This is a genomic window from Advenella sp. FME57 (assembly GCF_014897675.1).
In the GTDB taxonomy this organism is placed as follows: domain Bacteria; phylum Pseudomonadota; class Gammaproteobacteria; order Burkholderiales; family Burkholderiaceae_B; genus Advenella.
The window spans coordinates 47900-74557 of sequence record NZ_JABUXU010000020.1; the positions used below are offsets into that span (position 1 = coordinate 47900).

Below are 26658 nucleotides of genomic sequence, written 5' to 3' on the forward strand. Positions count from 1 at the left end.
GGAGACTGTCCGATGGCCACCAGACCACAATTCGACCACGCATGGAACACCTTTGCGCAGGTGAACAAACCAGTCAAAATGGTGGGCGAGATGATCGGCGGCAAGGTCAAATTCAATACCGACAGTCTGATTTTTCGTAATGCCTGCCCCATCCGCATGAGCTATGTGCTCAACCGCAGCGGCATCTCTATTCCGTCGAACGCAGCCGGCTACGCAGCCAGCAGTGGCGCCGATGGCCAATGGTACATGTACCGCGTTAACGACATGATCCGTTTTCTGGAAAGCACATTCGGCAAGGCGGACATTGTCATCAATGGCGCTCCCACACCAGCTCAACTGGCTGGTAAAAAAGGATTGCTTGTGGTCAAGGGCCATGGCTGGGATAATGCGGCAGGCCATGTCACACTCTGGAACGGCACGCAGTGCGCCGACTCCTGCCATTTGTATGCCGATCCGGACAACGGGACCTTTGTTCCGGAAAAAGCCTACCTGTGGGAATTGAAATGAACAGCAGACGATTCTTTGCAGCGATGCTTTGCACCATTGGCTTCATGACTGGGGGCGCGGCTCAGGCAACTGACGCTGCCAAGCCGGCCGGTGAGTTGCAATCGTTTACCCAACTGACCCAACAAGCGCTGAAAAGCTACGATAATCAGGTCAAGCTGTTCAAATACTGGGCTTTGGCCCGTTGTGGCGCAACGCTAAGCAAACAGGCTGGCAGCGCGGCGCTCGAAGAAGACTGGAGCAACACCGCTGCAGCATATCTGGAGTACTCCACAGTCCCCCTAGAAGCCAATGAAGCTGCCCAGGCCCTTATTGAAAAATTTCTTAAGTCAACCACGCGCAGCGGCTCTACCGGCGGCAGCTATGAGTCGATGAAATGCATTGATCTGTTCAACAGCAGGGAACTGGATGCGCTCGCCGCTCAATATATAAAAAAATAATAGTTCATCCGAAACTTGGCTGCCTGCGGACCGGTTCTTGCGAGCACGGAATAGAGATGGTTGCCAAGTCCTGGCGTGAAATCTCGTCCCTTGCCGCTGACACGCCTGTCTTAATGCATCAGGCAGCGAGGATAAAGCTCACCCTACGCAAAAAATAGGCAAAAAATAGCGCATAAGGCGCATGACAGGCAGCAGCGCCCTCACGGGGACCACAGATCGTACCGCAGGCAAACGGTTCAGATATTGACATGTCATCAGAGCACCTTGATGGCCAGTGCAACTGCCCCCTCAATTTAACTTACACACACCTGTCATACTCGTCCTATATTCTTGCGGCTTTCCAACTTCATGCAGGAAGCACTCCATGACATTCCGATACCGTTTTTCGGCGCTGGCACTGGCGCTTGGTCTGGCCGCAGCCAGCAGCATCGCCCAGGCGCAGACCGAAATGCCCGCCGTTCTCGCAGGGCACGCCATATTGCCGGCCGACAGCACCATTGCGGCGCCGGATGATGCGCCGGAAGATCTTAAATCTGCTGGAAAATACACCACGCGCGGCCGCGTTGAACAACTGGCGTCCGTCATGGGCAAATCAAACGGTCGCGAGACTGGCATCAGCCTGCCGATCTCGGGCCAGCCCCTGCAGGGCCACTCTGGCATTCAGGTAATGAAAGACGGCAGTGTCTGGATCCTGACCGATAACGGCTCGGGCAACAAAGCAAACTCGCCAGACTCCATGCTGTATCTGAATCAATACACCATCGATTGGAAGTCTGGTGATTTCAAGCATCTGAAATCTGTATTTTTGAGCGACCCTGACAAAAAAGTACCCTTTCGTATTGTGCATGAAGGTACGCCGCAACGCTATCTGACCGGTTCCGACTTTGATACGGAAAGCTTTCAGATTATCGACAACACGCTGTGGATAGGCGAAGAATTCGGTCCGTTTCTCATCAAGGCAGATCTTGACGGCAAAGTTCAGGCCGTCTTCGAAACAGAAGTTGACGGTCGTAAAATTCAATCTCCCGACAATTATCTGGTCGCCACGCCCGGCGCGCCCGGGGAAAGCTACAAAGATGTCAATCTGAAACGCTCCAAGGGATTCGAAGGAATGGCTGCCTCGTCCGATGGCAAGTATCTCTATCCGCTGCTGGAAGGGCCGGTCTGGGATGAAGGCCAGAAAGCCTGGGAATCGGCAGATGGCAAGACCGTGCTGCGGGTCCTTGAATTTGATGTTGCTGCTGAAAAATGGACAGGCCGCTCCTGGTTATATCCTTTGGAGGCGGCGCACCACGCGATTGGCGACTTCAATATGATCGACGCCACTACGGGCCTGATCATCGAACGGGACAATGGTGAAGGCACACCAGACAAAGCATGCAAACAAGGCGAAAATCCGCAAGCGTGCTTTGCCGATCTGCCCAAATTCAAACGGGTTTACAAAGTCCAGTTCGGTCCTGAAAATGCAGGCAAGCCGGTACGCAAAGTCGCATACATTGACCTGCTGAACATTGCCGATCCATCCAAAGTGGCGCGCAAACCCCTGACCGACGGCGTGCTGCAGTTCCCGTTCTTTACCATCGAGAATGTAGATATTGTTGACGGCGAGCATATCGTTGTGGGCAACGATAACAACTTTCCATTTTCGTCCAGCCGAGAGCCCAACAAGCAGGATGACAATGAGCTCATCCTGCTGAAAACACCCGAACTGTTGCAAGCCAAATAACTGGTCCGATCCAGGCATAGCCAGGCCGGCCAACACGCACGAAGGCCGGCTTTTATGTGCCTGTCCTGGCGTTTTTCTACTAGAATGAAACAAAGTTCGTTCTATTTCAACTGAAACATCAGGAAATCACGATGCAAATACCGGAACACAGGATCATCATAGTCGGTGGTGGCGCGGGCGGCCTGGAACTGGCTGCCAAACTCGGACGCAAGTTCGGTCCTCGACACATCTTTCTGGTAGATGCAGGCGTGTTCCATATATGGAAGCCGTCGCTGCATGAAGTGGCATCGGGTACGCTGGATATTCACCGTGAAGGGCTGTCTTATGCCATGCTGGCAAAGGACCACGGATTCACTTTCGTACCTGGCGAAATGGACGGCATCGACCGGCAGGCTCGCAGCATTCACGTCAAAGCGGTCTACAACGAAGGGGAGGAAGTATTTGCAGCCAGAGACCTGCCTTATGACACCCTGGTGCTCGCCGTCGGCAGCCGCTCGAATTTTTTCAACACACCGGGCGCCGAACAATACGCTACCGCGCTGGACTCCACGGAACAGGCCGAAAAATTTCGCCTGAAATTTCTGCGCGAGCTGGTTGCCGCCGATCAGCGTAAAAAAACCGACCCCACCCACTCTCTGAATATTGCCATTGTCGGTGGCGGGGCAACCGGTGTGGAGCTGGCCGCAGAACTGCTGGAAGCAGGAAAGAATCTGGGATTCTATGGCATCAACGAACTGAATCCTGAAGAAGATATTCACATCACGCTGCTCGAAGGTAGCCCTCGCATACTCGCGGCCCTTCCCGAAAAAACATCGGCAGCAGCCACAAAACTGCTCAAGGAACGCGGCATCACCGTCAAGACATCAGTGCTGGTCGCGGCCGTGCAGGAAAAAAGCCTGACCGACTCCAACGACAACCGGTATCCGGCCGACCTGACGGTATGGGCGGCAGGCATCAAGGCGCCGGCCTTTCTGACGGAACTGGGCCTGGAAACCAACAAAATCAACCAGGTTATTGCCGATAAAACCCTGTGCACCAGCGACCCGGCGATCTATGCCATGGGCGATTGTGCCCAGGTCGAATGGGAACAGGGTCGCTATCTGCCTGCCCGGGCGCAAGTGGCCCACCAGCAGGCAGACTATCTGATTGGCGAACTGTCGGCCCGTATAAACGGCACGGCAAGCAGCGGCAAGCCGTTTGTGTTCAAGGATTACGGGTCGCTGGTCTCAATAGGTCATAACAAGGGCGTGGGCAGCCTGATGGGCGTGCTGACCGGCAAAAGCCTTTTTGTCGAAGGCTTGCTGGCACGCCTGATGTACATGAGCCTGCATTTGATGCATCACATGGCGATTCTGGGTATTGCCCGTACCGGCGCGGTCGCCCTGGGTCGCCTGCTGCTAAAACGCAGCTCACCCAAAGTCAAGCTGCATTAACTGTTTCGCACCAGCAGCCATAACCGCCGCTGCTTATACCGGGCGATAGGCCCGCTCCAGTATCGCGACCGCATCTGTGTAGATGGAGGCGCCGAACACACCTGCGCTTTCTTCGAAACGTGCGCGTACAAACGCTTCTGCCAGCCATGCAGGCGCATGCCGATAAAGCAATGTGGCTTCCACTAGCAGCACCAGGCGCTGCGTGATCGCGCGGGCCCTCGATTGCTGCACATCTCCCGACTCCGACAGCCATTGTTTCAGTTGTACCATCGCCTGCGACAACACCGGATCGGCACGACAATCGTCGGCAAGGTGTTCCAGCAACAGCGCCGCCCCATCAGGATCCCGCGAAAGCGCCCGCAAGACATCAAGGCACATCACATTGCCAGAGCCTTCCCAGATGGAATTGACGGGCGCTTCGCGCAGCAGTCGCGCCAGCGGCGCATCTTCGATGTAGCCATTGCCACCCCATACCTCCATGCATTCGGCAATGGCCGCGATACTGCGCTTGCAGACCCAGAACTTGGCCGCGGGCGCAACGATACGCAAAAATGCTTTCTGTATGGGGTCGTTCTGTTGTGTCACCGCATGAGCCAACGCCATGCCGAGCCACAGCGCAGCTTCGCTCTCAATGGCCAGGTCGCACAGCACAGCCTGCATCAGTGGCTGATCTGCCAGCCGTTTGCCAAATGCCATGCGATAGCGGGTATGATGCATGGCCTGCACCAGCCCTTGGCGCAACAATCCGGCACTGCCAAGCACGCAATCGAGCCGCGTCTGATTGACCATGCGCAAGATGGTGGGAATGCCTGCCCCTTGCTCGCCTACCCGTAACGCCCACGCGCCATCAAAGGTCACTTCCGCGCTGGCGTTGGAACGGTTGCCCAGCTTGTTCTTCAGCCTCTGGATATGCACCGTATTCATGCTGCCATCCGGTCGCCAGCGCGGCAGATAAAAACAGCTCAGTTGCGCCTGTTCATAGGCCAGCACCAGATGCGCATCCGACATGGGAGAGGAAAAAAACCATTTGTGCCCATGCAATTCATAGACCGGCTCTGAGTGACCGATGGCCACGGCACGTGTGGTATTGCTGCGCACATCGGACCCACCCTGCCTCTCGGTCATTCCCATACCGATCATCATGCTGCGCTTTTGCGAGATGGGGGCATTGGCGCCATCATAATCACGACTGTACAGCAAGGGTGCCAGTTGTCCGAACAAAGGCTGATCCTGCAACGCCGCAACGGCGGCAAAGGTCATGGTGACCGGACACAGGCTGCCGGCTTCGGTTTGCGCATGCAAATAAAACAGCGCCGCGCGCCGCACATGCTGGCCGTCCTGCCAGGCGGCAGAATGCACACCCATGTCGAACAGCATCGCCAGCAGGGAATGCCAGGCGGGATCGAAGGTAACCACATCCTGTCGCTCGCCGGTGCGGGTAAAGATGGCCGCTTGCGGCCCGTTTATATTGGCAAGCTGCGCCAGCTGCAAAACATGCTTTGAACCCAGGCGCTCGCCATAGCTCTGGCACGCTTGTTTCGCGTCTGCTGCAGAGAACGCATCCAGCGCCTCGCGCAGCGCCGGATCACAATTGAATAGATTATAGTCTTCAAGATCCGGAACCTGATTATCCGGCGTTATGAATGTCGTGGTAACCATGTGAACCTCCGTTAGCTAGTGGATCACAATACACAGCCTGCTTGTCACTGCTGTCACGGCCTGATATCGTGGCGTGATAATGTGGCCTGTTATTACGTTCTGGTAACATGGCCTATTGTCACGACATCGCTAATGTGGTCTGATATCGCGCAACAGCCAGAGGCCGGGTGCAAGATGCACCAGCAGATTTACTGTAGCACACCTGGTCACCGCAGGGAATACGCCAAGGTCAGCCCCCCTTGGCCAGCCTTTCAATAATGGGGCAATCAGGCCTGTTGTCACCATGGCAATGATCCGCCAGATAGGCCAGCTCATTGCGTATGGAACGCAATTTGGCAATATCGTCATCCAGCTCGCCAATATACTGGCGCGCCAGTTGCCGCACATCGGCGCTGTGTCGCGAGGTATCCTCCCACAGGCCGATCAGGGTTTTAATGCGTTCAAGTGAAAATCCCAGCTCGCGTGCCCGCCGAATAAAGGCGAGCATGCGCTGATCCTGAACCGTATATTGCCGGTAACCCGCATCGCTGCGGTTGACTGCATTTATCAAGCCGATTTTTTCATAATAGCGAATCATCTTGGCGCTCACACCGGTGGCAGCCGACACTTCTCCGATATTCATTGCATTCTCCCTGATCATCTTCACTCAGGCGGCAAAACGGCGCAGCCGCAATGCATTGGTAACCACGAACACACTGGAAAGCGCCATGGCGCCCGCGGCAAATATGGGCGACAACAGCACCCCATTGAAGGGATACAGCACACCTGCGGCGACCGGGATCAACGCCGCATTGTAGGCAAACGCCCAGAACAGGTTCTGCCGGATATTGCGCATGGTCGCCCGCGACATGGCAATCGCGTCAGACACATGAGTCAGGTCGCCAGACATCAGCACCACATCGGCCGACTCCATCGCAATATCGGTCCCTGACCCGATAGCGATCCCAACGTCGGCAACCGCCAGTGCAGGCGCATCGTTAATGCCGTCCCCCACAAAGGCGACCGGCCCGTGGGCTTGCTGCAGCCGCCTGACCGTATCGGCCTTGGCGTCGGGCATGACCTCTGCTATCACCTCATCGATATTCAACTGTCGCGCAATCGCCTGTGCCGTACGCTGGTTGTCACCACTGACCATGACCACCTTGAGCCCCTGTTCATGCAAGGCCGCAATCGCTTCAGGCGTCGTCTCGCGAATACTGTCGGCAACCGTGATGACGGCAGCCAGTTTGTCGTCGATCGCAACATAAAGTGGCGTCTTGCCTTCATCGGCCAGCTTGCTGGCAATTGACGAAAAGACCGCCGGATCCAGCTTGTGCTGTGTCATCAGCCGGTCCGAACCGATCAGAATCTGTTTTGCATTGACCTGGGCGCGAAGGCCAAGCCCGGTCAGGGACTCAAAATTGTGGACCGGCGCGATGGGCAAGTTCTGTTTCTCTGCAGCGGCGACAATGGCGCGTGCAATAGGATGCTCGGAACGGCTTTCGGCAGCAGCCACCAATGCCAGTACGTAGTCACGATCAAAACCGTCGGCCACGGTCAGATCGGCCAGCTCGGGATAACCACGAGTCAGCGTGCCGGTTTTATCGACCGCAACCACCCGCACATCCATCAATGTTTGCAGCGCTTCGCCCTGTCGGAACAAAATACCCAGTTGCGCTGCGCGACCCGTACCCACCATGATAGAGGTGGGCGTTGCCAGGCCCATCGCGCAAGGGCAGGCAATGATCAGCACGGCGACCGCATTGACCAGGGCAAAACCCAGCGCCGGTTGCGGTCCGAATACCAGCCATATCGCAAATGTGATCAACGCAATCAACATGACCGCCGGAACAAACCACATGGTAATGCGATCGACCATGGTCTGGATCGGCAGTTTTGCGCCCTGCGCCTGTTCAACCATGCGGATAATCTGCGACAGCACGGTATCTGCACCGACACCGGTGGCGCGCAAATTCAATGTCCCCTTCTGGTTCACTGTGCCCGCCACAACAGTCGCGCCAGGCGTTTTTTCAACCGGCATCGGCTCGCCGCTGATCATGGACTCGTCTACAAAACTATTGCCATCGGTCACTTGCCCGTCAACCGGAATGCGCTCGCCAGGACGCAGCTCAACCAGATCACCCACCACCACCTCTTCGATGGCAATTTCGCTCACCTGCTCACCGCGCCGTACCCTAGCCGTTTTTGCCCGCAGTCCGGCCAACCGTCTGATGGCTTCCGATGTATTGCCCTTGGCCCGCGCCTCAAGATAACGCCCAAGCAGCACCAGCGCGACAATCACCGCCGCCGCTTCGTAGTAAACATTCACGGTGCCGCTGGGCAGCCAGGCAGGAACGAATGTGGCCACCACCGAATACAGATAGGCAGCGGTCGTGCCCACGGCGACCAGAGAGTTCATATCTGGCGTCAAGCGCAGCAGAGCCGGTATCCCTTTGACGAAGAAACGACGTCCCGGGCCCGCCAGAACAGCGCTGGTCAGGATAAATTGCAGATACCAGCTGTTCTGCGTGCCAATGGTTTCTGCCACAAAATGGTGGAATGCCGGTACTGCGTGAGCGCCCATTTCAAGGATAAACACCGGCAGCGCCAGTAGCACGGCCAACAGCAGATCACGCTTGAGTGCAAGCCTGTCGGCCTCGCGCCGGACTGCTTCTGTATTGCTGCTTTGCGCAGGATTGCTGACCACCTGGGCCTCATAGCCGGCGCGCACCACGGCCTGGGTCAGCAAAGTGCTGTCCAGGTCCAGCGGCGCACGCACCTGCGCCCTTTCAGTAGCCAGGTTGACACTGGCTGACTGTACGCCGTGCACGGCAGACAGGGCGTTCTCAACATGCCGCACGCAGGAAGCGCAGGTCATGCCGGCCACCGACAATTCTATCAGCCGGCTTTCATTATCTGCCCTGGGGGCAGGATGGCCCGCCACACCGCGGGATAGGGTTGTAGAGCTCATGATTAGCGTCCTTTCGAAGAAAAACCGCCGCTTGTGGTACATTTGGGTCGATAGTGGCATCGCCCAGGCCAGCGCGGCACGGGTCTGTCAACGCGGTCAGCCGGGCAATATTGACAGCGCAAACAGTTTATAATCTTCACTGTAAAGCTTACCATGATGGGAAGGTCAAGCGTCTGATGCTCATGTCGATCTCAGGGTCAAATTCGGCCCGAGACCCTTCTGGCAGACAATCATAACGTCCATATGGCGCCAGCCCGGCAATATGGGTAAACTGACGCCTTCCCTACTTTTACCGGACTGCCGACATGGATCTGCCTAATCACCAACTTACCATGACTGTCTTGATGACGCCTGACATGGCCAATTTTTCGGGCAATGTCCACGGCGGCACCATTCTGAAGCTGCTTGACCAGGCCGCGTACGCCTGTGCCAGCCGATATGCCGGCCGCTATGTCGTCACGCTGTCCGTCGATCAGGTCATGTTTCGCCAGCCTATCCACGTTGGGGAACTGGTCACTTTTCTGGCTTCAGTGAACTACACTGGTAACACTTCAATGGAAATCGGCATCAAGGTGGTGACCGAAAATATCCGCAGCAAGCAAATTCGCCACGCCAATAGCTGTTTTTTTACCATGGTCGCCGTTGATGACAATGGCAATCCCGTTCAGATTCCGGCGTTGACCCCCGACAATGGTCTGGATCGTTGCCGTTATGAAGCGGCAAAAATGCGGCGTTCGCTGCGCCAGGAACTAGAAGCGCGCTATGGGGAAATCCGGGCAACTGCCGGCGCCTGAGAAAATAATGAAATATATCAATAATTTAGCTTGACATGCTCATAAAGGACTGCTAATATAGCAGGCTACCATGACGTATTTGTATTGGTAATTTAAACAGTAGTCTTTGAACAAGTAGCATTTTTTGCAAATTATTTTTGGCAATCAATCCGTTGTTACTAGTCATTTGAAATACCAGTCGTTTGAAATTCGGGCGGCCTGCAAACAATAACCTGTGTATAAAAACCGGGCACAACTCAGCAGGCAACAACCCCACCGGTACCGCAATTTCAATGCTGGCATTTACGCGACCTGTAATCCTGATGCCAGATTCATACTGAATAATTATTCTTACTAAGTTTGCGGGTCTTTCTCACGACACCGCAACGCGAGACAGAACTCCATATCGTCATTGTTATATTGCTTGTGTCATCAGCCCCGCTATACCAATTGCGGCTATCACCACAGGCAGACCCTTAACAAATTGATGCGCCTGCATTCTCATACTTACAACGATCGCCGGCGCAATCATGATTCTGCAATAAATATCGGCTACGCTATGCATAGCTGAACCGGATTGTCTCCGGCGCAGAAAATCAAAAACAATAATCTCATAATAAAGGAAACTACAATGAAATTACTAACACGCTTCCGCCAGGAATTTGGCACACAGAACAATAACAACAATCAGCAGCATCCTGCTGTCAATACACCGGTCAAACCTACCGGTTTCAAGTTGGGTATAGCAATGAACCAGCCTCAATTTCGCATGCACTCTGAAAAATAAACGCTGCCGGTGCCGCTCACCGCGGCGCCAGCAGTTGATCTGAAACTCAAAACCCGCTGCCGGTAATCAAACCGGACAGCGGGTTTTTTTAAGGACTGCCGTCTTTACAGCGACTAGGCTTATTTAACCGCGTACAGGTACAGCTCTACGCGGCGGTTCTGGGCCCGGCCCTGCGCTGTCGCATTGTCTGCGACCGGATCGTTGGGACCACGACCTTCAATGCTCATGCGGCTGGTATTGACGCCTTTGCCGCCCAGATAATTCACCACGCTTTGCGCACGATTCACAGAAAGCTGTTGATTGAATGCCATTTTGCCGGTGCTGTCGGTATGGCCGACAGATTTAAGACGCAGCTGCTGGCTTTCATTCATTGATTGGGCCAGGGCATCAAGAACAGGGAACAGCGCAGGCTTCAGATCATACTTCGCCGTATCGAAGGTTGCGCCTTCGGGAATATTGACTTTGAGGCTGCCGTCAGGCATTTTGGTGGTGGAAATGCCCAGCTCTTTGCCGCCGGCATCATTCACGCGACCTACGATGCGGTCCCAGTTATAGCCAACAATGGCGCCACCGATAGCACCAATACCGGCGCCGATACCCGCGCTTTTGGAAGAATCCCCTATCAGTGCGCCCAGACCGGCACCCAATGCGGCGCCAACGCCAGTACCTGCTGCCGTATTGCCGCCTTGCGTAGCACATCCGGCCAGCAGTGCGCCAGCTACCAGTACTGCCGCGATTCGAGTTTGACGAATAATCATTGACTTCTCCTTGTTGGATTTGTTTGCTGTACTAAAAAATCTGAATAACCAGGTTGAAAATCAGCCACACCACATATCCTGAGCCACATTCAGGCCGGGCCGCAGCCCGGATGAATTCTGTCTTATGACAGTCGCAATTATCACGGTCTGCCACGGAAACAGGCTCGAAAGACTGTGATAACCTTGATGGTGTCAATACAATAACCGAGCAATGGCCAAAGCGCAAGTGATCATCGGAGCGTTGTTATATCCGGGCACACCCTTTGATGCAGCAGCATCACCAGCTTGCAATCGGGCTGGGTGGCCAGGCGAAAAGTGATCTGTTCAAATTGTCGGATACCCAATTGCGGGTGATTGAATTCCCTTAAGCCGCCTTCGCGCTCAACGACCACCTGGCGCGCCCACCAATGGCTGAACACAGGACTGCCGGCCAGCAGCTCATCAATCAGGCCGGAGGTCTCGCCGTCATCCAGATACGCGCCGATATCTGCGCGAAACTCCGCCACAACCCGGTTGGCGCGGATTTCCCAGTCCACGACAATGTCGGGCGCCTGTGCATCCAGGAAAATAAAACGCAGCAGATTGGGATGCGCCTGCGCACTCATCCATCCGGCAAACACCTGGTCCAGCGCAGCGTTAAACGCCAGTACATCCCAGTGCCGATCCAGAATGTATGCCGGCGCATTGATGCTATCCACACAAGCCTGCAGCGACGCAGTTGGCGCCGATACGACAGCGCTGTCGTGATCCGGATCACTGACATCGGCCAGCTCAAACAGATAAGTACGTTCTGCCCTGGTCATTTGCAATACGGTAGCCAGCCGCGCCCATACGGTGGCTGACACCGATACATCGCGCCCCTGCTCAATCCAGGTGTACCAGGTAACGCTGATGTCGCAAAGCTGCGCTACTTCTTCGCGACGCAGGCCGGGGGTACGGCGGCGCTGACCACCGGCAATACCGGCCTGTTGCGGAGTCACACGATCACGAACGCTGCGTACGAACGCACCCAGTGCCTGCTTGCGAAATGCTCCGTGTTTGTCGGCCATACCACTCCTGCCAAGTGATGCGTTCAGCGCTGTGTTTATCCCAGTACGCTCATGAGCGAACGACGAGCCTCTTCCTCAGACAAACCACTGCGCGCAATATAGTCCTGCAACTGATCCTGACCGATCGTACCCACATTGAAATAGCTGGAATCAGGATGGCTCAGATAAAACCCCGACACACTGGATGCCGGGTACATGGCCATGCCATCGGTCAGATACATGCCGATATCTTCGGTCTGCAAGACGTTGAACATATCGACTTTCACCCGATGCTCGGGGCAGGCGGGATAGCCCGGCGCAGGACGGATGCCCTGATATTTTTCATCAATGAGTGCCTGATTATCCAGGCTCTCATTCGCGACATAACCCCATAGATCGCGACGTACCCTGGCATGCATGCATTCGGCAAAACCTTCGGCAAAACGGTCGGCCAGGGCCTTGAGCAGAATCGACGAGTAGTCGTCCATATCCGCTTCAAAGCGTTGCTCGTGCTTCTCAATGCCAATACCGCCGGTAACGGCAAACAGACCGATATAGTCCTTCACCCCGGTTTCCTTTGGCGCGATGTAGTCGGCCAGGCACTTGTTGGCCACGCCTTGACGCTTGGCATTTTGTTGCCGCAGGTTGCGCCACGTGAACAGCACCTGTTCACGCGATTCATCGGCATAAACTTCGATATCTTCGTGGTTGACGCTATTGGCTGGGTAGAACGCAATAACACCGCCCGCACTCAGCCAGCGTTGCTCCACCACTTTTTTGAGCATCGCCTGCGCATCCTCGAACAGTTTACGCGCCTGCTCTCCCACCACTTTGTCATCCAGGATCTTCGGATACTGACCGAACAGACTCCAGGTCTGGAAAAACGGCGTCCAGTCGATGAACGGCACGATTTGCGCCAGATCGAAATTTTTGAATTCCCGACGGCCCAGAAACTTCGGACGCGTCGGCGTGTAGCTGCTCCAGTCGATGACCGGGGCGCCCTTGCGAGCCTCGTCCAGCGGAATGATAGGCGTGGCCTTGCGATTGGCGTGGCGCTCACGCACCAGTTCATACTCCTCGCGCACCTGGGCCAGATAGCTGTCGACCTGATCGGAGACCAGATTGGTGGCCACGCCCACCGAACGGCTGGCATCGGGCACATAAATGACAGGACCGTCATAGTGCGGCGCGATCTTGACCGCCGTGTGCACCCGGCTCGTAGTCGCCCCGCCGATCAGCAATGGAATCTTGTTGTCACGAAAATAAGGGTCACGCTGCATCTCGGATGCCACATAGGCCATCTCTTCCAGGCTCGGCGTGATCAGGCCGGACAGCCCCACAATATCGGCCTTTTCCTCTTTGGCCTTGGCAAGGATCTGTGCGCACGGCACCATGACCCCCATATTGACGACCTCGAAGTTATTACACTGCAAAACCACAGTGACGATATTCTTACCGATATCGTGCACGTCGCCTTTTACCGTCGCAATGACGACCTTGCCTTTGGCTCGCACATCGCCACCGGCCGCTTCGATCTGGCGTTTCTCCTCTTCAATGAAAGGAATCAGGTGCGCCACGGCGTGCTTCATGACCCGGGCAGACTTGACCACCTGAGGCAGGAACATCTTGCCCGCGCCAAACAGATCGCCCACCACGTTCATGCCGTCCATCAGCGGGCCTTCAATCACCTCGATGGGACGCCCGCCACGATCGGCAATCTTTTGCCGCACCTCTTCGGTGTCTTCAACAATGAACTGGGTAATCCCGTGCACCAGCGCATGCGACAGGCGTTTTTCCACTTCCTGTTCGCGCCACGTCAGATCAGCTTCTTTTTTCGTCCCGCTGCCTTTGACTTCATCTGCGTACTCCACCAGACGCTCGGTCGGCGTGCGCTCATCTGCAGTATCGGTTTTGCCCACCGGCTCCTGACGATCCAGTATCACATCCTCGACCAGGTCGCGCGTCTTCGGATCCATATCCGCGTATACACCGAGCATGCCCGCGTTCACGATCCCCATGGTCATGCCTTCCTGAATGGCGTAATACAGGAATACGGTATGAATCGCTTCGCGCATGGCTTCGTTCCCACGGAACGAAAAACTGACATTGGAGACGCCGCCAGAGATACGGGCGTGCGGCAGATTGTCATGAATCCAGCGGGTGCCTTCGATAAAGTCTACGGCGTAATGATTGTGTTCCTCAATCCCGGTGGCCACTGCAAACACATTGGGATCGAAAATAATATCTTCCGGCGGAAAATCCAGTTCATCCACCAGCAAGTGATAGGCTTTGCCACAAATGTCTTTGCGACGCTGCAGCGTATCGGCCTGGCCTTCTTCGTCAAACGCCATGACGACCACAGCTGCCCCATATTTGCGGCACAGCCGGGCATGCGCCAGAAACGGCTCCACGCCTTCCTTCATGGAAATCGAGTTGACGATCGGCTTGCCCTGAACACACTTGAGGCCCTCTTCAATCACTTCCCACTTGGAACTGTCGATCATGATCGGTACCCGGGCAATGTCGGGTTCGGAAGCGATCAGATTCAGAAAGCGGCGCATATTCGCTTTCGAATCGAGCATGGCCTCATCCATATTGATGTCGATGATCTGTGCGCCGTTTTCTACCTGCTGGCGCGCCACCGTCAGCGCTTCATCGAATTTCTCGTCGCGGATCAGGCGCAGGAACATCTTGCTGCCGGTCACGTTGGTGCGTTCGCCCACGTTCACAAACAGCGATTCATCATCAATATTCAGGGCCTCCAGGCCAGACAGACGGGTCTTGACCGGCACATCGGGCACTGCGCGCGCCGGCAACTGCTGCACCTTTTGGACAATGGCGGCAATATGCTCGGGCGTCGTACCACAACAGCCGCCAACCATATTGACGAACCCCGCGTTAGCAAACTCCTCCAGCAAACTCGAGGTATCGTCCGGCGTTTCATCGAATCCGGTGTCGCTCATGGGATTGGGCAGACCGGCGTTGGGATACACGCAAAGCCAGGTATCACAGATCTTGGACAGTTCAGCAATATAGGGGCGCATCAGGGCGGCACCCAGGGCACAGTTCAGGCCGATGGTCACCGGCCGGGCATGCCGCACCGAATTCCAGAAGGCTTCCACCGTCTGGCCTGACAGAATACGTCCGGACGCGTCAGTGACCGTGCCAGACACCATCACCGGCAGACGAATCCCGCGCTGCTCAAACACCGTTTCCACCGCAAAGATTGCCGCCTTGGCGTTCAGGGTATCGAAAATGGTCTCGATCAGCACAATATCAATACCGCCATCGAGCAGGCCGCCAAGCTGTTCTTCATAGGCCGCCTGCAATTGCTCGAAGGTAATATTGCGCGCCCCCGGATCATTCACATCCGGTGAAATGGAGGCCGTTTTGGGTTGCGGGCCGAGCGCGCCGGCGACAAAACGCGGATGATCGGGTGTGCTGTAGGCATCACAGGCGGTGCGTGCAAGCCGGGCCGATTGCACATTCAGTTCGTAGGCCAGACCGGGCAGATCGTAATCGCCCTGGGCGACCGAGGTTGCGCCAAACGTGTTGGTTTCGATGACGTCGGCCCCAGCCTTCAGGTACTGCTCATGGATTTGGCTGATGACATCAGGACGCACCAGCGATAGCAGCTCATTATTGCCTTTGACATCCTGGTGATGTTCAGCGAAACGCTCGCCGCGAAAATCGGCCTCGGTCAGCTTATAGCGCTGAATCATGGTTCCCATGGCCCCGTCCAGCACCAGGATCCGCCCTTTTTGCAGTTCCTGCACAAAACGGGCACCAGAGGTATAGGATTCGACGGAATAAGGCAAGGCAGGATAAGACACGTTCAGGCTCAATCTAATTAGTTGAATTTAATGCAAAATTGTAGCGGATTTGCAACCGTTCTACCGGCAAACCCCTGCAATTGGCAGGCAAATAGCGGCTGCGGGCCGTCCAAATGGCCCGCCAACTGTCATGATCTGTACCAATCAATTACAATCGCGCATTCAGGGTGCATTCACCGTGCAGTGCATGGAGTGAATGGTAAACGGGAAACAGAACGCGCAACATGGCGCGCCAACCTGTGCTGCCCCCGCAACGGTAATCAGGCTTTCGGCCTGCAGCCCGACATCGGCCCTGAAACTGCCACTGCTCTGCTTATCCAGACAGTATTTATTCGAACCTGATGTGCGGGGTCGCGCATCTTTACCGGTATGCCCATATGAAGTTCTCTCTTACCCCCATGGCACTTGCCCTGGCGGTTCTGCCCACAGCCGTCGTGGCTCAAACCTCCGACGCCACCTCCCACGATTCTCCGGTCACCCGTCTTGAAACGATTGTTGCCACACCGGCACGCGCCAATCAGGCGCTTTCCGATGTGTATGGCGATGTCAGCGTTATCACAAGCGAAACGTTGCGCAATGCAGGCGCGACATCCCTGACCGAACTGCTTGCCCGCCAGCCGCAAATACAAACCTATCAACTCGGTGGCCCACAAACGCTGTCCGGGCTTTTCGTGCGTGGCGCCGGCCCCCAGCAGACGCTGGTGATGGTTGATGGTCAGCGCATCAATGACCCGGCAACCGGTAGTACTTACCTGAGCGCCATGGATCCGACCACCATCGAACGTGTAGAGATCGTGCGCGGGGCAGCCAGCAGCCTGTATGGCTCTGACGCCATGGGCGGGGTCATCAACATTATTACGCGCAGCGATGGCCAGGACAAACCACTCAGTGTGTTCGGCAACATCGGCGTGGGTACCCATAGCCTGTTCAAAGCCAGCGTGGGCGTCTCCGGCGCCAGCAACGGTTGGGACTATCGCCTGGCGGGCAGCTATGCCAGCAGCGATGGCTTTAATGCCACCCGTGAAAAGCTGGGCGCACTGACCTACAATCCGGATCGTGACGGCTACGAGCAGGCGTCGTTATCCGGTGCGCTGGGCTACACCTGGAAACCCGGCAACCGCCTGGGTATTTCTTTCTACAACGGCTACACTCATGGCGACTTCGATAGCGGCGCCTACGACACCAATACCTTTGGCATCATGCGCCAGCAATCGGTCGCCGTTACCAGCAATAACCAGTTGACCGACTGGTGGGAAAGCGTGCTGCAGGTCAGCGTGAACCGCAATCTGTACGACTCGCGCGCTTCATATGGCGATTCGGTGCTCGGCAGCATACAGCGCACCTACTCCTGGCAGAACAATTTCTCCATCAACCGTCAGAACAAGCTGTCACTGGTGCTGGAACGCAAGGATGAAAGCATCTTTGGCACCACCACCTACGAGCAGGACAAGCGTCATACCAATGCAATCGGGCTGATTTACCGTGGCGACTTTAATCGTCATCACATTCAGGCCAGTCTGCGCAACGACAATGTCTCCGGCTACGACAGCAAAACAACGGGTAGCCTGGGCTACGATTTCGATATCACGCCAGAATGGTCTGTCGGGCTGGCGGGCAATACCGGCTATCGCGTTCCCACCTTTGCCGATCTGTACACACCGCTGAGCTTTGGCTACCAGGGCAATCCGAATCTGAAACCGGAAACCTCACGCAACATTGAATTGCGCACCGCATGGCGAACTGAGACCAGCTCGTTGTCGATCAACGCCTGGCAGACCAGGTATCGCGATCTGATCAATGGTTTCGTGTGTGACGAGATGTTCAACTGCACCGCCGAAAACGTTGACAGGGCCACGGTTCGCGGCGTTTCCGTGAATGCCGAACACCGTTTTGACAATACGCGTATCTACGCGGGCGCAGATTTCATGAACCCAAAAGATGATGAGAGCGGCAAACGGCTGATCCGCCGTGCCAGACAAGTCTATAGAATCGGGGCGAGCCATACTTTCGGGCAGGCGACACTGGGCGCAGACTTCACCCATACCGGGGCCCGCTATGACGACAAGAACAACACACGGGCAAAACGACTTGGCAGCTATGGCGTGCTGAACCTGCATGCCAGCTACGCCTTCAGCAAGAACCTGGAAGCCCAGGTGTACTGGAACAACGCGTTGAACAAGAAATATGAGACCTCATATGGCTATAACTCCGCCGGTTCCAATGTGTTCTTGAATCTCGCGTTCCGGATGTAAGCCATGTCCTGCCGCAAGCGCCCCCCTTTCCTGTCTATGACCGTTGCTATAAAAGGAACAATGCTTGCGGCACTCGTATGTTCGTTCACCCTGGCTGCTCCTGCGGCAACGGCGACAGAAAAAAAAGCGGTCAGCTTATCGCCACACCTGACAGAACTTGTCTATGCTGCGGGTGCCGGCGACCATTTGCTGGGCGTCTCCGCAGGCAGTAACTACCCGCCCGCTGTCGGCGCCTTGCCGCAGGTGGGCAGTGGCGTTGCCCCCAATGTAGAACGGATCGCGCTTCTTCAGCCTGATGTTATTCTGGCCTGGGGCTATAAAAACAGCAAAGACCTGTACCCGGCCTTGCGCAAACTGAATATACCCATGCATTATCAGGCGCCAGCCAGCCTGGATGACATCATTGACGATATCGAGGAACTGGGTACGCTGTTCGGCACCCGGGCAACCGCCGGTAACACCGCGCGGGAACTACGCGAGATTCTCAATGCCATGCGCCAGCGCTACCAAAATGCAGCGAAAATAAAAACCTTCGTTCTGGTCAGCCAGGAGCCGCTCTACACGCTGGGCGCACGTTCGTTTGTTATTGATGCCCTGCACGCCTGCGGCGCCGAATCGGCCTTTGAAACCTTGTCAACGCCTGCGCCGATTGTCAGCCGGGAACAACTGCTGCTCGCACATCCGCAGGCCGTTCTCTTTGCCGCAAAAAACATCAATGCCCAAAGCGACACCATTGGTCGCTATTTTTCTTCAATGGGCCTGCCGCTACAGGCCGACCAACTGCTGGGCATGGACCCGGATATAGTCTTTCGCCCTGCGGACAGACTGATCCGCAAGCTGCCCGAGTTGTGCAGCGATATTGACCGGATCAGGCGTCGCCTTGCTCCAGCTGCTTCTGGATCGCCTTTGCCGCCACCACGCCATCTGCCATCGATGTCACCACGCAAGGATGCTGCCGGTGCGTAACTTCGCCGATCGCGTAAATGCCCGGCAGATTGGTTTGTGTCGTTTTAAAATCGGTACGCACATATCCGAGTTCATCACAATCGAGACCCAGATCCTGCATGCCCTGCAAACGGGCACGAAAACCGTAAAGCACCAGCACGACATCGTAGGTCCGGCCATTGATCTGGCGGGCCGCGGGATCGAAGGTGTAGGCACCAATGGTGATGTCCGATTCATTGAGAAACTTCATCCAGTGGCGCTGGCACCGTAGCGTGCGCGCATAGATATGCACAGACTTGGCCCCCCGTTCTTTCAAAAACAGGGCGTTTTCAAAGGCATTGTCGCCTCCGCCCAGAATGGCCACATCCTTGAGGGCAAATTCATAATTGGCCACATGCTTGCCTGGGCCTACAAGGACATCATCATAGTGATCACGCTCCCACTCCGGCGGTTTCCTGGGCTCTACCCCACTTGCAATCACAACATAGCGTGCATGCAACGGCAGGTCTGCACCGAAATACACCTTGAAATGCTCATGCCCCTGGCCCGCTTGCTCGCGTTCGATACGCGTTACATGTGAATTGAGCAGCACCGGCACGCGGGCGCTGTCCAGGCTCAGTTTGATTCTGGCGGCCACCTCTTCGCCCGTCAATCCGGGCGCCGTCACATTCCAGGTATCCTCGAACGGATTGCTGGCGCTCAAACCACCGGCGCGCCCATTGGACTCGATGATCAAGGGAGAGAACCCCATATGGGCCAGCCACACCGCACAGGAAGCGCCCGCCGGGCCTGCGCCAATCACAATGGCATCATAGACAGCCTGCTGCATTTTCAGGAAAAATCCTCGTTTAATCATGAATTTATCTAAACAAACCGTATTGTACCCCCGGCTGCTATCCTAAAACACTACAATAGCGTCCTGAATAAAAACCGGACTTTTCCGGTGCCTTTTACCGATTTCACATGACCACTCGCCGTATCTTTTTCACCCGGCTCGCGCTGGATGCCCGTATTGGCATCCTGGAGCACGAACTGCGCGCCACCCAGCCCCTGCATATTGATGCCGATATCGACATGCAAGTTGACCAGCAGGTCAACGACCATGATATTCGCAGCGTGCTGGACTATCGCAAGTTGCGCGAAGCGATTATTGAAGAGTGCACGCGCGCGCATGTTCATCTGGTGGAAACGCTGGGCGACATGGTTATACAGCGCATTCTGAATGATTTTCCCGAGGTTTTCCGCGTACGCCTGCGTATCGGCAAACCTCTGGCTTTCTCCGATTGCGCCGCCGTAGGCATCGAAGTTGAAGCGACCCGCTAGCAACGCGCTGCCCTTTCCTATTTTGGATATGAACACGTCACCATCATGACTTCTGTTGCCAATTCCAGCCATCAGGCTGCCCTGAAACAGCGCCAGCACGACAACAAGCTGACCAAACGCATCATGCGTGAAGCCGGCACCGCTATCGTCGACTACAACATGATCGAAGACGGCGACAAAGTGATGGTCTGCCTCTCGGGCGGCAAAGACTCGTACAGCATGCTGGATATCCTGCTGGCCCTGCAAAAACGCGCTCCCATTCATTTCGATATTATCGCGGTGAATCTGGACCAGAAGCAGCCCGGCTTTCCTGCACATGTTCTGCCCGACTATCTCACCCAACTGGGTGTGCCGTTTCATATCGAAAATCAGGATACCTATTCGATCGTCAAACGCCTGATTCCGGAAGGCAAGACAACCTGTTCGCTGTGTTCCCGCCTGCGCCGCGGCATTCTGTACCGTGTCGCAGCCGAACTGGGCGCCACCAAGATTGCGCTGGGGCACCACCGCGATGATATTCTGGCAACCTTTTTCCTGAATCTGTTCTACGCGGCAAAACTCAAGTCCATGCCACCGAAGCTGGTTTCCGATGACGGCCGACATACCGTGATCCGTCCCCTGGCCTATATCGCAGAAAAGGATCTGATTGCCTATTCCGAACTCAAGCAGTTCCCCATCATTCCCTGTAATCTTTGTGGCTCCCAGGAAAACCTGAAACGCCAGGAAGTGGGCCGCATGATTGCCGCATGGGAAAAGGAAAGCCCCAAGAAAGTCTGGAATACCTTCAAAGCATTATCGGCGATTACGCCGTCGCACCTGATGGACCGCAATCTGTTTGACTTTGCCGGTCTGCGGCCTACCGGCATTGCCGACGAAAATGGCGACAAGGCCTTCGATGCCGAAACCTTTGCCGATGCCGCCGACACCACCAATACCGCGAATACCGACTTCGTGCAAGCCAATGACGACGACCGTGATCGCCATGGCAATCCATCCACCCAAAGCGCCGACGCACAGGCGGCAGGCACCCTCACTTCCGGAAACCCATCGCGCGCGCGCACGATCCGCATTCAATCACTGTGAGGCATTCCATGTCAGACTCGACTTTGCTGCACGCACCGCTGGGAAAAGAAACCCGCTATCCCGAACACTATGATCCGACGTTGCTGTTTCCGATTGCCCGGGATGCCGGGCGTGCGCACCTTAGCCTGCAGCCACACCCGGCCTGGCACGGCGCCGATATATGGAACGCCTACGAACTGTCCTGGCTGGATCTCAAAGGCAAACCGCAGGTGGCCCTGGCCCGTTTTGGCTTTCCTGCCAGCAGCACCCACATTATCGAATCCAAGTCGTTCAAGCTGTATCTGAACTCATTTAATCAGACGACCATGCCCGACGGCGATGCCGTCCTTGCCCGCATGCAGCAGGACTTGAGCGCCGCCGCCGGCGCCCCGGTCAGCGTCACGCTGTTTGCGCCGGCAGACTTTGCATCCCAGACCTTGGGCGAGCTTGACGGCACGCTGCTCGACACACTGGACATCGAGATCTCGACCTACGTTCCTGACGCCCGATTGCTGCAGGCTGACGCCACGCAATCCAGACACGAGACGCTGCGCACGAATTTGCTCAAATCCAACTGTCCGGTCACCGGTCAGCCGGACTGGGGCAGCCTGCAAATCGAATATACCGGCGCTGCCATCGATCATGCTTCGCTCCTGAGGTATATTGTTTCCTATCGGGGACATAACGGGTTTCATGAACAATGCGCAGAGCAGATCTTCTGCGATATCATGCATACCTGTGCGCCAGAAACCCTGACCGTCTATGCCCGCTACACTCGTCGTGGTGGCCTGGACATCAACCCCTGGCGTAGCACGCAGCCGGATTTCATTCCCGCTGATGTCCGCAATGCACGTCAATAATCTCACTTTTCACAAAAGCTGGTCGTACTTATGAAACAACCGCCCTATGTCAGCGTCGCCGCCGCATTCAGCAAAGGAATCGCAACGCAAATGCGCCCTTCCATGCTGTTTGCCATCGTGTTGCCGTTTGTCATTGCCCTGTTCGCAGCTGTGATACTGCTGGTGTTCGCCTGGGGGCCCCTGGATAACTGGCTGGACAATACCGCCATGCACTGGGGCTGGTTCCAGTCGGTGTCAACGCGACTGTCTGGCTGGGGATTTGTCACCATGAGCGACTGGCTCACCGGTGTGCTGACCTTCGTGGCCCTGCTCGCGGTCAGTGGCATCGCGGGACTGGCGGCCGCAGCCATTCTTGTCATGCCCATGGCATTGAAAGTCATCGGCGATGGCAGCTACCCGGATGTGCATAAAAAAGGCGAAAACGCCACGGTCACCAGCCTGGCCAATACGGTCAAGGTGAGTACGATTTTTGTGATCGGCTGGCTGATTACATTGCCGCTCTGGCTGATTCCCTTTGCGGGGATCGCGCTATCGTTATTCTGGGGCGCGTATGCGTTTTCGCACATGACCCGGCTGGACGCCATTGTCGAACACGCAACCCTTGAAGAACGGGCTTATGTGCTACGTCATTACAGTCGTGGTTTCTGGCTGATCGGGCTGATATGTGCAGCCTTTACCCTGGTCCCGTTTGCCGGCTTTGTCATGCCCGTATTTTCAATCCTGGTGTGTACCCATTACGGATTAATGGCGGTCAAAGCGGTGCGGGCGCAACAGCCCGTCGTGCCTGTAGAGAACAGCGCTGCCCAGGCCAAACGCCTGCCCTGACAGCACCCGCGCACTCAGGATTCGAACGCGCCTGCCTGCTGCAGCACAGACTTGAGCTCGCCGCTTTCGTGCATTTCGCTCACGATATCCGAACCGCCAACGAATTCACCCTTGACATACAACTGGGGAATGGTAGGCCAGTTGGAAAACTGCTTGATGCCTTCGCGCACTTCCTGATCATCCAGCACATTGATAGTAACCAACTTTTTTACACCTGATTCACGCAGAATCTGGATGGCCTTGCCAGAGAAGCCGCATTGCGGAAACTGAGCCGTGCCTTTCATAAACAACACAACGGGGTGTTCTGTAACGGTCTCTCGGATAAAATTCTGTACTTCGCTCATTGTATTCACCTGTGTCAGCATTGAAAGAAACCAGTTCCATCTATCTGGCCATCTCTCAAAATAGTTTAACGCTAAATTGTAAAGCACCCGCCGGAAATACGCTCTATACCGGATAAATCATTGCGGGATTCAATATTCTTAAAACCAACCTTGGCCAGCATATAGCGAACATGCTCGGCCTGGTCCCATCCGTGCTCAATCCACATCCAGCCACCATTGGCCAGGTAAGCCCGCGCGCCGGCAATGATGCGCCGGATGGCTGCAAACCCATCGGAATAATCGGTCAGCGCCATTGGCGGCTCAAAACGCAGATCGCCCTGCTGCAAATGGGGATCATGTCGCCGTATATAAGGCGGGTTGGACACAATCAGATCGAAGGCCTGTTGTGGAATGCCATCAAACCAGTCGCTTTCCAAAAAACGCACGTGCATGGTGCGATGTTTTTCCGCATTGCGTCGCGCCAGCGCCAGGGCATCGGGACTCTTATCTGTTGCCAGCACCAGTGCGCCGGGGCAGAACCGCGCAATGGATACCGCAATCACGCCTGTACCGGTGCCCAGGTCCAGTACATTGGCCCTGGGGTGTTCGCGCACATAATCGATTGCGGTTTCCACCAGCAGCTCCGTTTCCGGTCGCGGGATGAGCGCCGCAGCAGACGTCTCAAACGTCAGGCCCATGAACTCGCGCTCGCCCATGATATAGGCCATGGGCTCGCCGCTTATGCGCCGCTCGATCAGGGCGCGAATCTGTATAACCTGCTCATTGCTCAGGGGATCACGGTCGTGTGCAATCATCCAGGAACGCGACACGCCCAGCGTGCGACCAATCAGCATCCGGGTTTCAAGTGGCGGAAGGCCACTGGTTCGCGTCAAAGATTCAATCGTGATGGCCAGCGCCATTCCTGCTCCTTCTACTACTGCCGGTCTCGCCCCGGCCAAATAATGTAATCGATATTCAATATTGCATGATGCTTACAGTGAGTCATCACCCAGGGCGGCCAGCAACTCGGCCTGCCGCTCTGCAATGAGCGCACCCGTCAGCTCGTCCAGCGAGCCTTCCATGATCTGTGCCAGTTTATACAATGTCAGGTTGATTCGGTGATCCGTGACCCGACCCTGGGGATAATTGTAAGTGCGGATGCGCTCGGAACGGTCACCCGTCCCAACCAGGCTCTTGCGCTCGGCCGCCTCTTTCTGCTGCTGTTTCTGGCGTTCGATATCGTTGATTCGGGCAGCCAGCACACTCATGGCGCGTGCTTTGTTCTTGTGCTGTGAACGGTCGTCCTGGCACTCGGCGACAATGCCGGTTGGAATATGCGTGATGCGCACAGCCGAATCGGTTTTATTGATATGCTGACCACCCGCGCCGCTCGCCCTAAAAGTATCGATGCGCAAATCAGCCGGGTTCAGCGCCACTTCCGAAATTTCATCGGCCTCGGGCAAAACGGCCACTGTGCAGGCCGAGGTATGCACCCGGCCCTGCGATTCGGTCTCGGGCACCCGTTGCACACGATGCGCCCCGGATTCGTATTTCAGCCGTCCGTACACACCATCGCCATCTACCCGCGCAATAATCTCACGATACCCGCCCATTTCCGATTCGTTCTCGGAGATCACTTCTACTTTCCAGCCTTTCTGCTCGGCATAACGACTGTACATGCGAAACAGGTCACCGCTGAAAATGGCGCTTTCATCGCCGCCGGTACCGGCGCGCACTTCAAGAAAAACACTGCGGCCATCGTCCGGATCCCGTGGCAGCAATTGCACTTGCAACTGCTCTTGCAGCGCTTCCAGGCGCTCTTTGGCCAGCTTCAGCTCTTCTTCCGCCATTTCGCGCAGCTCCGGGTCCGATGACATTTCCATCGCGGCCTGCAAATCGGCTTCGGTCGACTCGTAGCTGCGAAACAGTATGACTACCGGATCAATTTCCGCGCGTTCACGCGACAGTTTTCGAAACCGGTCCATATCGCTGGCGGCATCGGGTTCGGCAAGCAGTGCGTCCACCTCGATCAGGCGATGCGAGATTTGCTCCAGACGGGAGCGCATTGATGATTTCATAACGAGTTTTGGAAGAAAAAGGCGTGTTCAGGAAAAAGGCGATGCCAGGCTTAGCGCCGCCGCCAATGATAGCGGGCCAGAGCACCGCTAATGGCTGGAATCCTGATACGGAAAGAGACGAGGCAGCATATCCATGAGCGCGGCGCGATCATCGCCCTGGCTGCGGTTGAGCGCGACCATAGGGGCGTGCAGATACTTCTGGGTAAGACTGCGGGCAAACTGCTCAAGAACCAGGTCGGCGTTTTCACCCTTGGCCAGCAGGCGGCGGGCCCGGTCCAGTTCGGCCTGAACGATGGCATCGGCGCCCTGGTTCAGATTGCGAATAACCGGCACAACCGCGCGCGAATCCATCCAGTGCATGAAATTCTGCACGCGACTGTCGATAATGGCCTCTGCCTGGACCACGGCAGCCTGGCGCGAATCACTGGCCATTTGCACATAACGGCCCAGATCATCGACCGAGTACAGATAGACGTCATCCAGCTGCGACACTTCAGGCTCGATATCGCGCGGCACGGCCAGGTCAATCATAACCATGGGCATATGGCGGCGCGCCCTGGACGCTTTTTGCACCAGTCCAAGACCCAATATGGGCAGGGAACTGGCCGTACAGGACACCACAATGTCAAATTCGGCCAAACGCTCGGGCAGGTCTGCCAGCTTCATGGTCTTGCCATCGAACTGGGACGCAAGCGTCTCGGCACGCTCGCGCGTGCGGTTGGCCACGACCATACAGGAGGGTTTTTGCGCAGCAAAATGGGTAGAGCACAGCTCGATCATTTCACCGGCGCCAATAAACAACACCCGGGTTTTGGACAGATCGCCAAACACCCGCTGGGCCAGCCGAACCGAGGCCGCAGCCATGGACACCGATTGCGCACCAATGGCCGTTTGCGTGCGAACTTCCTTGGCTACCGAAAAAGTTTTCTGGAACAGCTGATGCAGCAAGGTGCCCAGGGACCCAGCATCGCTGGCCGCACGTACGGCCGTTTTCATTTGCCCCAGAATCTGCGGCTCACCCAGGACCATGGAGTCGAGCCCACTGGCAACCCGAAAGGCGTGGCGCACCGCCAGATCCTTGTTGTACTGATACAAGTGC

The 26658-nt window shown here is 56.0% G+C and carries 23 protein-coding genes and 1 riboswitch; of the genes, 12 read left to right on the forward strand and 11 right to left on the reverse strand.

Going from position 1 to position 26658, the window contains the following annotated elements:
- The first annotated feature begins 12 nt into the window (after positions 1 to 12).
- From INT32_RS19180 to INT32_RS19195, 4 genes are all read left to right on the forward strand, one after another.
- Positions 13 to 507, forward strand: coding sequence for a type VI secretion system amidase effector protein Tae4 (locus INT32_RS19180; RefSeq protein WP_193090315.1), 495 nt, complete (start codon positions 13 to 15; stop codon positions 505 to 507).
- Positions 504 to 944 (forward strand): T6SS amidase immunity protein Tai4 family protein, encoded by a 441-nt coding sequence (locus tag INT32_RS19185; RefSeq protein WP_193090316.1) that lies wholly within the window; start codon positions 504 to 506, stop codon positions 942 to 944. The genes INT32_RS19180 and INT32_RS19185 overlap by 4 nt, the downstream gene beginning before the upstream one ends.
- A 364-nt stretch (positions 945 to 1308) precedes the next feature.
- Entirely contained in the window at positions 1309 to 2670 is a 1362-nt protein-coding gene (locus tag INT32_RS19190) for an esterase-like activity of phytase family protein (protein ID WP_193090317.1), read from the forward strand.
- 131 nt (positions 2671 to 2801) lie between these two features.
- Positions 2802 to 4103 (forward strand): NAD(P)/FAD-dependent oxidoreductase, encoded by a 1302-nt coding sequence (locus tag INT32_RS19195; protein WP_193090318.1) that lies wholly within the window; start codon positions 2802 to 2804, stop codon positions 4101 to 4103.
- A gap of 33 nt (positions 4104 to 4136) precedes the next feature.
- Here the strand turns inward: INT32_RS19195 and INT32_RS19200 are convergent, their stop codons facing one another.
- The 3 genes from INT32_RS19200 to INT32_RS19210 all read right to left on the reverse strand — a co-directional run bounded on the left by INT32_RS19200 (position 4137) and on the right by INT32_RS19210 (position 8712).
- A complete protein-coding gene (locus tag INT32_RS19200) occupies positions 4137 to 5762 on the reverse strand; it encodes an acyl-CoA dehydrogenase family protein (RefSeq protein ID WP_193090319.1) in 1626 nt (541 codons plus the stop codon).
- Between the two features lie 229 nt (positions 5763 to 5991).
- Entirely contained in the window at positions 5992 to 6384 is a 393-nt protein-coding gene (gene cueR / locus INT32_RS19205; RefSeq protein WP_193090320.1) for a Cu(I)-responsive transcriptional regulator, read from the reverse strand.
- Between the two features lie 24 nt (positions 6385 to 6408).
- Positions 6409 to 8712 carry a heavy metal translocating P-type ATPase gene (locus tag INT32_RS19210; RefSeq protein WP_193090321.1) on the reverse strand — a complete coding sequence of 768 codons (2304 nt, stop codon included), beginning with the start codon at positions 8710 to 8712 and terminating at the stop codon, positions 6409 to 6411.
- 305 nt (positions 8713 to 9017) lie between these two features.
- Between INT32_RS19210 and INT32_RS19215 the strand changes: the two genes are divergently transcribed.
- Complete coding sequence (locus tag INT32_RS19215; protein ID WP_193090322.1) at positions 9018 to 9506, forward strand: acyl-CoA thioesterase; 489 nt, start codon at positions 9018 to 9020, stop codon at positions 9504 to 9506.
- A gap of 610 nt (positions 9507 to 10116) precedes the next feature.
- Positions 10117 to 10272 (forward strand): hypothetical protein, encoded by a 156-nt coding sequence (locus INT32_RS19220; RefSeq protein WP_193090323.1) that lies wholly within the window; start codon positions 10117 to 10119, stop codon positions 10270 to 10272.
- A gap of 119 nt (positions 10273 to 10391) precedes the next feature.
- Here the strand turns inward: INT32_RS19220 and INT32_RS19225 are convergent, their stop codons facing one another.
- The 3 genes from INT32_RS19225 to metH form a co-directional block, all read right to left on the reverse strand.
- Positions 10392 to 11030: an OmpA family protein gene (locus INT32_RS19225; RefSeq protein ID WP_193090324.1), complete on the reverse strand. Its 639-nt coding sequence runs from the start codon at positions 11028 to 11030 to the stop codon at positions 10392 to 10394.
- 230 nt (positions 11031 to 11260) lie between these two features.
- On the reverse strand, positions 11261 to 12079 hold the full coding sequence (locus tag INT32_RS19230) for a helix-turn-helix transcriptional regulator (RefSeq protein ID WP_193090325.1): 819 nt from the start codon (positions 12077 to 12079) through the stop codon (positions 11261 to 11263).
- Positions 12080 to 12114: 35 nt separating this feature from the next.
- Positions 12115 to 15891: a methionine synthase gene (gene metH, locus INT32_RS19235; RefSeq protein ID WP_193090326.1), complete on the reverse strand. Its 3777-nt coding sequence runs from the start codon at positions 15889 to 15891 to the stop codon at positions 12115 to 12117.
- Positions 15892 to 16039: 148 nt separating this feature from the next.
- Positions 16040 to 16201, forward strand: a riboswitch (cobalamin riboswitch).
- 67 nt (positions 16202 to 16268) lie between these two features.
- Between metH and INT32_RS19240 the strand changes: the two genes are divergently transcribed.
- Both INT32_RS19240 and INT32_RS19245 read left to right on the forward strand, forming a co-directional pair.
- A complete protein-coding gene (locus INT32_RS19240; protein ID WP_193090327.1) occupies positions 16269 to 18143 on the forward strand; it encodes a TonB-dependent receptor domain-containing protein in 1875 nt (624 codons plus the stop codon).
- Positions 18144 to 18203: 60 nt separating this feature from the next.
- Positions 18204 to 19109 (forward strand): helical backbone metal receptor, encoded by a 906-nt coding sequence (locus INT32_RS19245; RefSeq protein WP_193090328.1) that lies wholly within the window; start codon positions 18204 to 18206, stop codon positions 19107 to 19109.
- Here INT32_RS19245 and INT32_RS19250 read toward each other — a convergent pair.
- On the reverse strand, positions 19012 to 19944 hold the full coding sequence (locus tag INT32_RS19250) for an NAD(P)/FAD-dependent oxidoreductase (protein ID WP_226817285.1): 933 nt from the start codon (positions 19942 to 19944) through the stop codon (positions 19012 to 19014). The two genes, INT32_RS19245 and INT32_RS19250, sit on opposite strands and share 98 nt — an antisense overlap.
- Before the next feature lie 107 nt (positions 19945 to 20051).
- Here INT32_RS19250 and folB point away from each other — a divergent pair, with 107 nt between their 5' ends.
- Genes folB through INT32_RS19270 form a run of 4 tightly spaced genes read left to right on the forward strand, consistent with a single transcriptional unit; the run spans position 20052 to position 23158 of the window.
- Entirely contained in the window at positions 20052 to 20411 is a 360-nt protein-coding gene (gene folB / locus INT32_RS19255) for a dihydroneopterin aldolase (RefSeq protein WP_193090329.1), read from the forward strand.
- Between the two features lie 45 nt (positions 20412 to 20456).
- Complete coding sequence (ttcA, locus tag INT32_RS19260; RefSeq protein WP_193090330.1) at positions 20457 to 21494, forward strand: tRNA 2-thiocytidine(32) synthetase TtcA; 1038 nt, start codon at positions 20457 to 20459, stop codon at positions 21492 to 21494.
- Between the two features lie 8 nt (positions 21495 to 21502).
- Positions 21503 to 22333, forward strand: coding sequence for an NADPH-dependent 7-cyano-7-deazaguanine reductase QueF (queF, locus tag INT32_RS19265; protein WP_193090331.1), 831 nt, complete (start codon positions 21503 to 21505; stop codon positions 22331 to 22333).
- A 30-nt stretch (positions 22334 to 22363) separates the two neighbouring features.
- Positions 22364 to 23158 carry an EI24 domain-containing protein gene (locus INT32_RS19270; RefSeq protein ID WP_193090332.1) on the forward strand — a complete coding sequence of 265 codons (795 nt, stop codon included), beginning with the start codon at positions 22364 to 22366 and terminating at the stop codon, positions 23156 to 23158.
- Positions 23159 to 23172: 14 nt separating this feature from the next.
- Here INT32_RS19270 and grxD read toward each other — a convergent pair whose 3' ends face one another.
- From grxD to hemA, 4 genes are all read right to left on the reverse strand, one after another.
- Positions 23173 to 23502: a Grx4 family monothiol glutaredoxin gene (grxD, locus tag INT32_RS19275; protein WP_193090333.1), complete on the reverse strand. Its 330-nt coding sequence runs from the start codon at positions 23500 to 23502 to the stop codon at positions 23173 to 23175.
- Positions 23503 to 23573: 71 nt separating this feature from the next.
- Positions 23574 to 24401: a peptide chain release factor N(5)-glutamine methyltransferase gene (gene prmC / locus INT32_RS19280; RefSeq protein ID WP_193090334.1), complete on the reverse strand. Its 828-nt coding sequence runs from the start codon at positions 24399 to 24401 to the stop codon at positions 23574 to 23576.
- 72 nt (positions 24402 to 24473) lie between these two features.
- Complete coding sequence (prfA, locus tag INT32_RS19285; protein ID WP_193090335.1) at positions 24474 to 25559, reverse strand: peptide chain release factor 1; 1086 nt, start codon at positions 25557 to 25559, stop codon at positions 24474 to 24476.
- Between the two features lie 87 nt (positions 25560 to 25646).
- A partial coding sequence (gene hemA / locus INT32_RS19290; protein ID WP_193090336.1) for a glutamyl-tRNA reductase occupies positions 25647 to 26658 on the reverse strand: 1012 nt, incomplete at its 5' end.